This window comes from Micromonospora sp. CPCC 206060 (genome assembly GCF_036906895.1).
Classification (GTDB): domain Bacteria; phylum Actinomycetota; class Actinomycetes; order Mycobacteriales; family Micromonosporaceae; genus Micromonospora.
Genome location: NZ_JBAKHU010000013.1, coordinates 106,594 through 117,827, shown reverse-complemented (window position 1 = coordinate 117,827; position 11,234 = coordinate 106,594). Strand labels below are relative to the sequence as shown.

Sequence of the window (11,234 nt, the reverse complement as noted above, 5' to 3'; positions counted from 1 at the left end):
GCCCGCCGCCCGCCGCCCGCCGCCCGCTGCTCAGGCGCGAGCCGCGCCGTACGGGTTGGCCCTGTCCGGTGCACCGGCTGTTCGAGTGTCAGGCCCGTGGATGCGCCTGCCGGTACGCGGCGCGCAGCCGCTCCACCGAGACGTGGGTGTAGATCTGGGTACTGGCCAGCGAGGCGTGCCCGAGCAGTTCCTGCACGGCGCGCAGATCGGCACCCCCCTCCAGCAGGTGCGTCGCCGCCGAGTGGCGCAGCCCGTGCGGGCTGGTCGGCGGCAGGCCGGCGGCCCGGGCGTACCCGCTGACGATCCGACGGGCCATCGTCGGCGGCAGCCGGCCGCCCCGCGCCCCCAACAGCAGCGCGTCCCCGCTGCGCGGACCGGCCAGGGCGGGCCGGCCCTGCCGCAGCCAACCGTCCAGGGCCTGCTGGGCCGGCAGGCCGTACGGCACGGTCCGCTCCCGGTTGCCCTTGCCGAGTACCCGGACCACCCGGCGGCCCTGGTCGACGTCCCCGGTGTCCAGGCCGCAGAGTTCGCTGACCCGGACCCCGGTGGCGTAGAGCAGTTCGAGCAGTAACCGGTCCCGCAGCAGCACCGGCGACGGTTCCGCGTCGGGCAGCGTGGCGCCGACGTCGGGTGCTCCAGAGGCAGCGGTATCGACGTCGGGTGCACCAGGGACAGCGGTATCGGCGCCGGGTGCCTCCACCAGGGCGGCGGCCTGCTCGGGGCGGAGCACGGCCGGCAGTTCCCGCTGTGTCCGGGGACTGGCCAGCCCGGCGGCCACATCGGACCCGATCAGCCCGGTCCGGTGCGCCCAGACGCTGAACGTCCGCGCCGAGGCTGCCCGGCGGGCCAGCGAGGTACGCGCGGCACCGGTCGTGCGCTGCTTCGCCAGCCAGCTCCGCAGTACGCCGAGATCCAGCCCGGCCGGCGTGGTGCAGCCCATTCGGTGGGCATGGTCGAGCAGTGACACCAGGTCGGCGACGTACGCCCGGACGGTGTGCGCGGACCGGTTCTCCACCCTGGACAGGTGCCGGGCGAAGTCGTCCACCGCGTCCCGCATCGCCTGCGGGAGAGCCTCGTGCCGTTCCCGGGTACTCCCGCCGCCCATCGCTCCCGTCCCGCTGTCGTGTGCCTGCCCCTACCGGCCGAGCCGGGTGCCGGGACGTACCGCCGAGGCGACCACGTCGGCGACGTCCACCCGGGTCGGGTCGGGGTCGGCCCAGCTCCAGTTGGGGTGCGCCCGGTTGGTCAGCAGGACCAGGACCAGCCTACGGCGGGGCTCGACGAGCAGCGAGGTGCCGGTGAACCCGGTGTGCCCGAAGGTCGCCGCCGAGCTGAGCCGACCCATGAACCAGGGTTGGTGGAGCACCACCCCGAGGCCGTGATCCGAGGTCCGGTTGGGCCGTTCCGGATCGACCGCGGGCAGCCCGGCGTTGGCGTTGCCGAGCATCCGGCGCACCGTGCTCTCCGCGAGGATCCGCCGGCCGTTGTACGTACCGCCGTCGAGCAGTAGTTGCCCGATGACAGCGACCTCCTGCGCGGTGCTGAAGATGCCGGCGTGCCCGGCGATACCGCCCAGGTGGTTGGCGACGTCGTCGTGCACGACGCCGCGCAGCAGACCCCGGGAGGACCGGGCGTCCGTGGCGACCAGCCGGGTGGCCCGGTCGGTGCTGCTCAGCCAGGTGTTCGGGTTGAAGCCGGTCCAGCGCAGCCCGAGCGGGTCGGTCAGCTGGGTCTTCAACGACTGGTCCAGCCGCTGCCCGGTGACCTTCTCGACCAGCCTGCCGGCCACCATCAGCCCCACGCTGGAGTACCGGAACACCGTCCCCGGGACCGCCCCGCTGACCAGCGGGGTGGCCAGCACCGTCGCCCAGCGCTCGGCGTCGCTGGAGTAGCCGGTCACCTTCGCGCCGACCGGCAGCCCGCTGGTGTGGGTCAGCAGCATCGCCACGGTGACCGCCGACTTGCCCGTACCGGTGAACCCGGGCAGGTAGTCCACCACCGGTGCGGCCAGGTCGACCCGCCCCGCGTCGACCTGCTGGAGCAGCAGGATCGCGGTGTAGACCTTGGTGATCGAGGCGAGGTCGAAGATCGAGTCCGGTCGCATGGCGACCCGCTTGTCGGCCGGGAGGAGTACCGGGCCGGCGTCGTAGCGCAGTGCCTCGCCGACCGCGGTGAGTACCTGCTGCCGACCGGCCACCTGGGTCAGGGCCACCGCTCCGGCGTACCCGGGGTGGTCGGGGTTCTCCCGCGTGGGTGCGAGGTACCGCCGGAGTACCGTCTCGACCCTCGGCCCGTACCCCACAGCGACCGGCGGCCCGCTGGTCGGACTCACCGCGACCCGGCCAGCGGTGCCGCCCGGGCTGGCCGACACACCTGCGGTTGTGGTGCCCGGTGCCGCCTCCGGCGTGGGCGATCGGGTCGGCCAGCGGTCGTGGGGCTGGTTGTCGCAACCGGCGACCGCGGCGGTCACGGCGGCCAGCCCGAGACCCAGCAGCGAACGACGAGGAAGCGACACGCCGGCATCATGTCACGGGTACCGGCGACCGGCGGTGCCCGTAACGATCGACCGGACGGCGGATGTGCAGGTGAGCTACCTCGTTGACGGGGCGCGATCAGCCACGTCGGAGCGGAACGCGGCAGTTCGCTGGTCGCGGACTCCGACGCGGAACCGGCCAGGATCACTCCGCCGGCAGTGCAGTGCGATCCAGTACCTGGTTTCCCACCGTTTCGCTGGGTGGGTAGGCGTTGAGGGTCACCTGGCGCGTCGGGATGGCGTGGCCGGGGCGAGGGCGTACCCACCGTCGCGGCGGACCACCAGGCCGAGTTGCTCCAGTAGAGACAGCTTGCGCAGGGCCGTCCTGACGTCCACGCCGGCCCGGGCGGCGAGTGCGTCCGGGCCGGCCGCCCGACGGCGGGGCACCACCTCCAGCACGGCGGCGGCCTCGTCGTCAAGGTGGTCATGCGGGCGCTCCGGGCCCCGGGCCGGTGGGGCCAGGTCGGCCCCGATCCGACCGACCTCCTCCAGCACGTGCGGCACCCCGGTGACCAGCCGGGCCGCCGGGAACTCGCGGAGCAGTTCGTGCGCGCCGACCGACATGGCTGAGGTGACCGGCCCCGGCACCACCATCCCCGGCCGGTGCACCGCCAGTGCCCGGCGCAGGGTCTGCGTCGCCCCGCTGCGCGCCGACGCCTCCACCAGCACACTGCCGGCGGTGGCCGCAGCGATCACCCGGTTGCGGATCAGGAACCGGGGCCGCAACGGCTCCGCGCCGGGCAGCCACTCGCTGACCAGCAGCCCGGTCTCGGCGATCCGGTCGAACAGTGCGGTGTTGCCCATCGGGTACGGCCGGTCCACCCCGCAGGCCAGCACTGCCACGGTCACCCCACCGGCGTTCAACGCGCCCCGGTGTGCCGCCGCGTCGATGCCGAACGCGCCCCCGGAGACCACCGTCCACTCCCGCTCGGCCAACCCGTAACCGAGACCGGTGGCCACGTGCTCGCCGTACCCGGTGGCCGCCCGCGCGCCGACCACCGACACCGACCGGTCCAGGATCTCGGCCAGCGGCCACTGACCGCGTACCCAGAAGACCAGTGGCGGTGCGGTCTCCTGGTCGACCCGGCGCTGCGCACCCGGCAGGGCGAGTAGCCGCAGGTCGCCCACCCGGACCGGCCACTCCTCGTCCTCCGGGGTGACCACCCGGGCGCCCAGCCGCTCCGCCCGGCCCAGCGCCTCGGCGGCCACCGCCCGGGGCTCTCCCGACGCCATCCGGGCTGCCACGGCGGCCCGGAGCCGATCGTCCGGTGCCTCGCCCGCCACCAGCAGGTCCAGGGCGGCTACCGGGCCCAGCCGTTCGACCAGCCGCCACACCGACCAGGTGCCCGGCTCGGACAGCCAGGTCAACGCCACCCGGGCCAACCGTCGCTCCTCAATGGTGCTCATTACGTCCCTCCCGTCCTGCGCTTCTGCTGTCTCCCGCCTGTCCCGCTTCTGCCGTTTTGCAGGCGTTGCTCGTGGGTCACGCTTCCCCCGTCCGCAGTTGCAGGGCCTCGGCTACGTCCTCACCGTCGGGGCGGTCCCGGCCGTCCAGGTCGGCGACCGTCCAGGCCAGCCGGATCACCCGGTCGAAGCCCCGGGCCGAAAGGGCGCCGCTGTCCAGCCGGCGGCGCAACTCCCTGGTGTCCCGGGCCGGCAGCCGCCACGGTGGACGCCGCAGGTCCGGCCCGGGTACCTCCGCGTTGAGCTGCCGCCCGAGGGCCGCCCAGCGCGTGGCGGCGGCCTCGCGGGCCGCCCGGACCCGGGCTGCCACCACCGCCGACGGTTCGCTGGCGGTGGCGCTCTCCATCAGCTCCGCCGCCCGCACCGGTAGCAGGGTCACCTGTACGTCGATCCGGTCCAGCAGCGGACCGGAGAGCCGGCCCAGGTACCGCCGCCGGGCCAGCGGGCTGCACTCGCAGAACGCATCCCCAGCGGGTTTCGCACAGGGACAGGGATTGGCGGCGATGACCAGCTGCACCTGGGCCGGGTACTCGGTACCGCCCTGGCTGCGCACCAGGCGGACCAGACCGTGCTCCAGCGGTTGGCGTAACGCCTCCAGCGCGCCCTTGGCGAACTCGGGCGCCTCGTCGAGGAAGAGCACCCCACGGTGGGCCAGCGAGATCGCCCCGGGCCGGGCCAGCCCACTCCCGCCGCCGACCAGCGCCGGCACCGTGGCGGTGTGGTGCGGCGCCTGGAACGGCGGTCGGCGGATCAACCGCCCGTCGGCCGGCAGCAGTCCGGCGATCGAGTGCAGGGCGGTGACCTCCAGGGCGGTGTCGTCGGCCAGGGCGGGCAGGATCGAGGGGAGCCGTTCGGCGAGCATGGTCTTGCCGGCTCCGGGCGGCCCGAACAGCGCCAGGTGATGACCACCGGCCGCAGCCACCTCCAGGGCCCGGCGGCCGGTCTGCTGCCCGGCGACATCGGCCAGGTCGGCGCCCCGGAGCTGTGTCGTAGGCGGGTCGGCGGGCGGTTCGAGCAGTGGCGTGCCGTCCCGGACGAACGCCACCAGCCGGTGCAGGGTGTCCACCGCGCGGACCCGGATTCCCGGGACGACCGCCGCTTCGGCCGCGTTGCCGACCGGTACGACCACCCGGTCGATGCCGGCCCGGGCAGCGGCGGCCACCATCGGCAGGACGCCCCGGACCGGCCGGACCGTCCCGTCCAACCCGAGTTCGCCGAGCACCACCACCCCGGCCAGCGGCAGCAGGGGCAGCTCGCCGGAGGCGCCCAGCACCGCCGCCGCGATCGCCAAATCGAAGGCGGAGCCGTGTTTCGGCAGGGTGGCCGGGAGCAGGTTGACCGTGAGCCGCCGGTTGGGCCACTTCTGCCCGGAGTTGACCACGGCGGCGCGTACCCGGTCGCGGGCCTCGCTGAGTGCGGTGTCCGGCAGACCGGAGAGGACCACCGCCGGCAGGCCGGGAGCCAGATCCGCCTCGACCTCGACCAGGTGGCCGGTCACCCCGACCAGCCCCACGCAGAGCACCTTGGCGTAGCTCATGCCCGCCCACCCCGGGTTGCCTCGACGGCCATCTCAGAACGCCCCCTTGAGGTGTTCCACCCGGGCGGCGCCGGAGGTCGGCAGGTACACCGACAGCACGTCGAAGCGCAGTTCGTCCGCGTGGGTGCCGGTGGCGGCGAGCCACTCGACCGCGAGCCGGCGCAACCGGGCTGCCTTGCTGCCCACCACCGCCTCGGCCGGGCTGCCGAACCGGTCGCCGCGTCGGGTCTTCACCTCGCAGAAGGCGAGCACGTCACCGTCCCAGGCGACGATGTCCAACTCGCCCTGCCCGCCGCGCCAGTTCCGGGCCACCACCCGGAGTCCCGTCCCGGTCAGGTGGCGTACCGCGCACCGTTCGCCGTACGCCCCGACCGCCTGCCTCGCCCTCGTCATGGCGCTGACCGTGCCGGGCGTACCCGGCCGGCGCCACCGGACGGAGCGGATCTGTGGAGAAGAACGGGCGCTGTGGAAAACCGGACGATCATGCACTCGGCGTGCTATGGGGAACACGGTGAGACAACCGCATCCAGCAGCGGAAACACGCTCTCGGTGGTATGCCGGTGGGTCGAATGGCGTCCGGGTGAACAGTTCACATACGGTGCCAGACCGTGGACGGACAACGGAGCTATCCCGAAGATCAGGAGTCGCGCTGGTACGGCGCCGAACGCGGTTACGCCGAGTCGGAGTGGCGCGGTGGGGGCGAGGACCGCTACCGCGCCGAGGAGCACCGGGTGCCGGAGCAGCGCGGGGGTGGCATCGGGGAGGGCCGGTACGCCGATCTGGGCGATCCGGGCAACGGGCGGTACGCGGAGACCGGGCGGTACGGCACAGGTGACGTGCTCAGCCCCGAGCCCTTCGACACTGAGCCGTACGCCGGCAGTCGTTCGCGCCGCTCCGAGCGGTTGGCCGCTGAGCGGATGGCCTCCGACCGGCACGCCTCCGACCGGCTCGGTTCGGGTCGGTTGCCCGAGGTGGATGCGCTCGGCTCCGGTCGGTTGCCCGAGGTGGATGCGCTCGGTTCGGGTCGGCTGCCCCAGGTGGACCCGTTGGGTGCCGACCGGCTGACCGACGTCGATGCGTTGGGTTCCGGTCGGCTGCCCGAGGCGGATCCTCTGGCCGGCCGGCGGGCGGAGGCCGATCCGTTCGGCGGGGACCGTGAGCCGCGCCGGGCCGCCACGCGGGACGGGATCGGTGGTGACGACGCCGACCGGTTGACCGGGGGAGTCGCTCCGCTGGGTGGTGCGGTGTCGTCGAGGGGTGGCCGCAACGGCGCCGCCGACCACGGGCTGGCCGCCGAGCGGGGTGCCCCGGTCGAGGCGGTGCCCGGCGCCGACCATGATCCGGGTGTCGATCCGGGGCGATCGGCCGGGCTCACCGCGTACCCGATCATCCAGCCGACGCGCAGCGGCCCGGCGGGGCCCGACGGTGGCCAGCCGGCGACCGCTCCCGCGCATCCGCTCGACCAGCCGACCGGGCCGATGCCGGCAGTCGTGCCCCGGCTCGACGGACCGCCCCCGGCCGACCCGGAGCTGATTCGTCCGGCGGGGGACGGGGTCTACCGCACCCGGCGGCCGGCCCTGGCGGTGATCTACGCGGTACTGGTGCTGATCTTCGAGATTCCCGCGCTGCGGGTGCTGCTCGGCGGGGCGGTCGGCGATCCGGTGTCGCCGGCGCACGTCCTGTCCGGCACGTTCCTGGTGTGCGGCCTGCCGATCTTCGCCGCCGGTCTCTACGGCCTGGGCACCGGCGCGGTGTCGCTGACCGAGCCGGGGCGGGTGTGGCTGCGACCGCCGACCGCGTACCTCACCGTGGCGCTGGCGCTCTTCCTGGCTGCCGCCCTCGCGGTGGGCTGACCTGGCTGATCGGTTAGGAAGGGCCCCTTTACCTACGTAAAGCGATAAGAAGGGGCCCTTCCTTACACCCTGTGAGTCGGTGGGCCGGCGGGGGCGTACACTGGGCGACTGGCGACCGCCTCAGGCGGTCGACCTCGCGCGTCCTCCCCACGGTCTTCCCGTGGGGCGACGGTCCCCTGGTCCCGACCCCGGTCGGGCCCACCATGGCCGGCGACCAGGCGCCAGGCGCCCGGCCGCCGGCCGGGCGAGACAACCAGGGATCGTGAAACGGAGCCCCACCATGGCCGTAGTGACCATGCGTCAGCTGCTGGAGAGCGGTGTCCACTTCGGGCACCAGACCCGGCGCTGGAACCCGAAGATGAAGCGCTTCATCATGACGGAGCGCAACGGCATCTACATCATCGACCTGCGCCAGACCCTCGACTACATCGAGAAGGCCTACGACTTCGTCCGGGGCACCGTCGCCGAGGGTGGCTCCATCCTCTTCGTCGGCACCAAGAAGCAGGCCCAGGAGGCCATCGCCGAGCAGGCGACCCGGGTCGGCCAGCCGTACGTCAACCACCGCTGGCTCGGCGGCATGCTGACCAACTTCCAGACGGTGTACAAGCGGCTCCAGCGGATGAAGGAGCTTGAGGCGCTGGGTGACCTGAGCGGCACCGCTGCCGGTTACACCAAGAAGGAGACGCTCCAGCTCTCCCGCGAGAAGACCAAGCTGTCCCGCACCCTGGGTGGTCTGCGGGACATGCAGAAGCTGCCGGCCGCGATCTGGGTGGTCGACACCAAGAAGGAGCACATCGCTGTCGACGAGGCGCGCAAGCTGCGCATCCCGGTGATCGCGGTGCTCGACACCAACTGCGACCCGGACGAGGTCGACTTCCCGATCCCGGGTAACGACGACGCGATCCGTTCGGCCGAGCTGCTGACCAAGATCGTCGCCTCGGCCGTGGCCGACGGCCTGATCGCCCGTTCCGGCCGTCGCCGGGGCGCCGACGAGAAGCCCGAGCCGGGTGTCGTCGCCGCCGACGAGCCGATGGCCGAGTGGGAGCGCGAGCTGCTCGAGGAGCCGAAGAAGTCGGACGAGCCGGCGAAGGCCGAGGAGCCGGCGAAGGCCGAGGAGCCGGCGGCCGCCTCGGCGGAGTGACCGCACCGGTCCGGTCCGCTGGTCGCAGTCGCGGCCGGCGGGCCGGACCAGGTTCGCCGGATCCTCCCACCGGTGTCCGGGCCGGCCCGGTCCCTCCCGGTCCGGGTGTCCGGGGTGCACCGTCGGCGGTTCCGGGGTAATCCGGACCGGCTCCGGGTAAGTCCCGGGTGGTATGTACGGGACTCCGGGGTAATCCGCACAAGACCATCCCACCGCAGCCTCAACGATCGAAGAGAGAGCCATGTCCCAATTCACCGCCGCGGACGTCAAGAAGCTCCGCGACCTCACCGGCGCCGGCATGATGGACTGCAAGAAGGCGTTGACCGAGGCCGAGGGCGACTTCGACAAGGCCGTCGAGATCCTGCGCGTCAAGGGTGCCAAGGATGTCGGCAAGCGGGCTGGTCGGACCGCCGCCAACGGCCTGATCGCGCACTCCGGCAAGGCGCTGCTCGAACTCAACTGTGAGACCGACTTCGTCGCCAAGACCGACGCCTTCATCGCGCTGGCCCAGCAGTTGGTCGAGCACGGCGTGGCCGCCGACGTGTCGAACGCCGAGGAGCTGCTCGCCTCGACGCTGGACGGCAAGACCGTGGCCGACCTGGTGCAGGAGCAGTCCGCCAAGATCGGCGAGAAGCTGGTGCTGAACCGCTTCGCGAAGCTCGACGGCACCACGGCCGTCTACCTGCACCGCAAGAGCCAGGACCTGCCCCCGGCGGTCGGCGTGCTGGTCGAGTACACCGGCAAGGCCGACGAGGCCGGCGACTCGGACGCCCGCGCCGTCGCCATGCAGATCGCCGCGATGCGGCCGAAGTACCTCACCCGGGACGAGGTGCCGGCCGAGGTCGTCGAGTCGGAGCGGCGGATCGCCGAGCAGACCGCCCGCGAGGAGAACAAGCCCGAGGCCGCGCTGCCGAAGATCGTCGAGGGCCGGGTGAACGCCTTCTTCAAGGACTACGTCCTGATCGAGCAGGCGTCGGTTGCCGACAACAAGAAGACCGTCAAGCAGGTGCTGGCCGAGGCCGGCATCGAGGTGACCCGTTTCGTCCGGTTCGAGGTCGGCCAGGCCTGATCCGGTACGCCGGTCGCCTTACGCGGACCGGCCGGGTGCAACGAAATCGACGAGGAGGCCGCTGGTGTACGTGACAGGCACCGCGGCCTCCTCGTCACATAGGGTCGGCAGCGGCAGGTTCGCAGGACGCGGCGCGTCGGACGTGGCCGCGACGGAAAGGCGGGGCGGATGACGCAGGTTGTGAGTGACCGGAGCCTGGCGGAGGAAGACCCCACGGCGCCGCCGCCCGGACGGTCCCGCCGGGTTGTGCTGAAGCTCTCCGGTGAGGTGTTCGGGGGCGGGGCGATCGGCGTCGACCCGGACGTCGTACAGGCCATCGCCCGGCAGATCGCCACCGTGGTCCGCCGCGGCGTGCAGGTCTCCGTCGTAGTGGGCGGGGGCAACTTCTTCCGGGGTGCGGAGTTGCAGAAGCGGGGCATGGACCGGGCCCGGGCGGACTACATGGGCATGCTCGGCACCGTGATGAACTGCCTCGCCCTCCAGGACTTCCTGGAGAAGGAGGGCATCGAGACGCGCGTACAGAGCGCGATCACCATGGCCCAGGTCGCCGAGCCGTACATCCCGCTGCGGGCGATCCGGCACCTGGAGAAGAGCCGGGTGGTGATCTTCGGCGCCGGTGCCGGCATGCCGTACTTCTCCACCGACACGGTGGCCGCGCAGCGGGCGCTGGAGATTCACGCCGACGTGGTGCTGATGAGCAAGAACGGCGTGGACGGCGTCTACTCGGCCGACCCGCGTACCGATCCCGACGCCAGCAAGTTCGACTCGATCACCTTCTCCGAGGTGCTGCGTCGCGGCCTGCGGGTCGCCGATGCCGCCGCGTTCAGCCTCTGCATGGAGAACGGCCTGCCGATGCTGGTCTTCGGCGCCGAGGGGGACGACACCATCATCCGGGCCGTGGGCGGCGAGCGGATCGGTACCTTGATCACCGCCTGAGTGGCCGTTGGACCTACAGCAGAGCCCACAACAACGCAGAGAAGGAGGCGAGGGGACAGGTGATCGACGACACCCTCCTCGAGGCCGAGGAAAAGATGGAGCGGGCGATCGAGCACGCCAAGGAGGAGTTCGGGGCCATTCGTACCGGCCGCGCCACTCCGGCCATGTTCTCCAAGGTCATCATTGACTACTACGGCACCCCCACGCCGCTGACCCAGATGGCCTCCGTCGGTATCCCCGAGCCGCGGATGGCCCTCATCAAGCCGTACGACGCGTCGCAGCTCGCCGCGATGGAGAAGGCGATCCGCGACTCCGACCTCGGTGTCAACCCGAACAACGAGGGCAACCAGCTCCGGATCCTGCTCCCGCAGATGACGGAGGAGCGCCGCCGGGACATGATCAAGGTGGTCCGGCAGAAGGGCGAGGAGGCCAAGGTGGCCGTCCGTAACGTCCGGCGCCGGGGCAAGGAGGAGCTGGACCGGATCGTCAAGGACGGCGAGGCCGGCGAGGACGACGGCCGCCGCGCCGAGAAGGAACTCGACGATCTGACCCAGAAGTACGTGGCGCACATCGACGAGCTGGTCAAGCACAAGGAAGCCGAGCTTCTCGAGGTCTAGCGGCTCCCGCGGCCGGGCGGGTCGGACCGCCGGGGTCCCCGACGTGGGGCGCCGGGCAGATCGGTCCCCGCCCGGTGGCGCGCG

The 11,234-nt window shown here is 72.5% G+C and carries 10 protein-coding genes; 5 read left to right on the top strand and 5 right to left on the bottom strand.

Going from position 1 to position 11,234, the window contains the following annotated elements; all coding sequences use genetic code 11:
- Positions 1-88: 88 nt before the first annotated feature.
- From V6U90_RS12295 to V6U90_RS12275, 5 genes are all read right to left on the bottom strand, one after another.
- The gene (locus V6U90_RS12295; RefSeq protein ID WP_334434667.1) at positions 89-1,105 is read right to left on the bottom strand and encodes a tyrosine recombinase XerC; all 1,017 of its coding nucleotides are present in this window, start codon (positions 1,103-1,105) and stop codon (positions 89-91) included.
- Positions 1,106-1,135: 30 nt separating this feature from the next.
- On the bottom strand, positions 1,136-2,515 hold the full coding sequence (locus tag V6U90_RS12290; protein WP_334434665.1) for a serine hydrolase domain-containing protein: 1,380 nt from the start codon (positions 2,513-2,515) through the stop codon (positions 1,136-1,138).
- A 237-nt stretch (positions 2,516-2,752) separates the two neighbouring features.
- On the bottom strand, positions 2,753-3,940 hold the full coding sequence (locus V6U90_RS12285; protein ID WP_334434663.1) for a DNA-processing protein DprA: 1,188 nt from the start codon (positions 3,938-3,940) through the stop codon (positions 2,753-2,755).
- A 76-nt stretch (positions 3,941-4,016) separates the two neighbouring features.
- Positions 4,017-5,534, bottom strand: a complete 1,518-nt coding sequence (locus V6U90_RS12280; protein WP_334434661.1) for a YifB family Mg chelatase-like AAA ATPase — start codon at positions 5,532-5,534, stop codon at positions 4,017-4,019.
- 33 nt (positions 5,535-5,567) lie between these two features.
- The gene (locus V6U90_RS12275) at positions 5,568-5,927 is read right to left on the bottom strand and encodes a YraN family protein (protein ID WP_334434659.1); all 360 of its coding nucleotides are present in this window, start codon (positions 5,925-5,927) and stop codon (positions 5,568-5,570) included.
- Between the two features lie 215 nt (positions 5,928-6,142).
- Here V6U90_RS12275 and V6U90_RS12270 point away from each other — a divergent pair, with 215 nt between their 5' ends.
- From V6U90_RS12270 to frr, 5 genes are all read left to right on the top strand, one after another.
- On the top strand, positions 6,143-7,387 hold the full coding sequence (locus V6U90_RS12270) for a hypothetical protein (protein ID WP_334434657.1): 1,245 nt from the start codon (positions 6,143-6,145) through the stop codon (positions 7,385-7,387).
- Between the two features lie 280 nt (positions 7,388-7,667).
- Positions 7,668-8,528 carry a 30S ribosomal protein S2 gene (gene rpsB, locus V6U90_RS12265; RefSeq protein ID WP_334434655.1) on the top strand — a complete coding sequence of 287 codons (861 nt, stop codon included), beginning with the start codon at positions 7,668-7,670 and terminating at the stop codon, positions 8,526-8,528.
- Positions 8,529-8,769: 241 nt separating this feature from the next.
- A complete protein-coding gene (gene tsf / locus V6U90_RS12260) occupies positions 8,770-9,597 on the top strand; it encodes a translation elongation factor Ts (protein WP_334434652.1) in 828 nt (275 codons plus the stop codon).
- 168 nt (positions 9,598-9,765) lie between these two features.
- On the top strand, positions 9,766-10,533 hold the full coding sequence (pyrH, locus tag V6U90_RS12255) for a UMP kinase (protein ID WP_334434650.1): 768 nt from the start codon (positions 9,766-9,768) through the stop codon (positions 10,531-10,533).
- Between the two features lie 59 nt (positions 10,534-10,592).
- Entirely contained in the window at positions 10,593-11,150 is a 558-nt protein-coding gene (gene frr, locus V6U90_RS12250; protein ID WP_208813167.1) for a ribosome recycling factor, read from the top strand.
- The last annotated feature ends 84 nt before the right edge of the window (positions 11,151-11,234 follow it).

Coding starts and splice junctions, on each gene's coding strand:
- V6U90_RS12295 (WP_334434667.1), bottom strand. CDS start 1,105: ATGGGCGGCGGGAGTACCCGGGAACGGCACGAGGCTCTCCCGCAGGCG.
- V6U90_RS12285 (WP_334434663.1), bottom strand. CDS start 3,940: ATGAGCACCATTGAGGAGCGACGGTTGGCCCGGGTGGCGTTGACCTGG.
- V6U90_RS12280 (WP_334434661.1), bottom strand. CDS start 5,534: ATGAGCTACGCCAAGGTGCTCTGCGTGGGGCTGGTCGGGGTGACCGGC.
- V6U90_RS12275 (WP_334434659.1), bottom strand. CDS start 5,927: ATGACGAGGGCGAGGCAGGCGGTCGGGGCGTACGGCGAACGGTGCGCG.
- rpsB (WP_334434655.1), top strand. CDS start 7,668: ATGGCCGTAGTGACCATGCGTCAGCTGCTGGAGAGCGGTGTCCACTTC.
- tsf (WP_334434652.1), top strand. CDS start 8,770: ATGTCCCAATTCACCGCCGCGGACGTCAAGAAGCTCCGCGACCTCACC.
- pyrH (WP_334434650.1), top strand. CDS start 9,766: ATGACGCAGGTTGTGAGTGACCGGAGCCTGGCGGAGGAAGACCCCACG.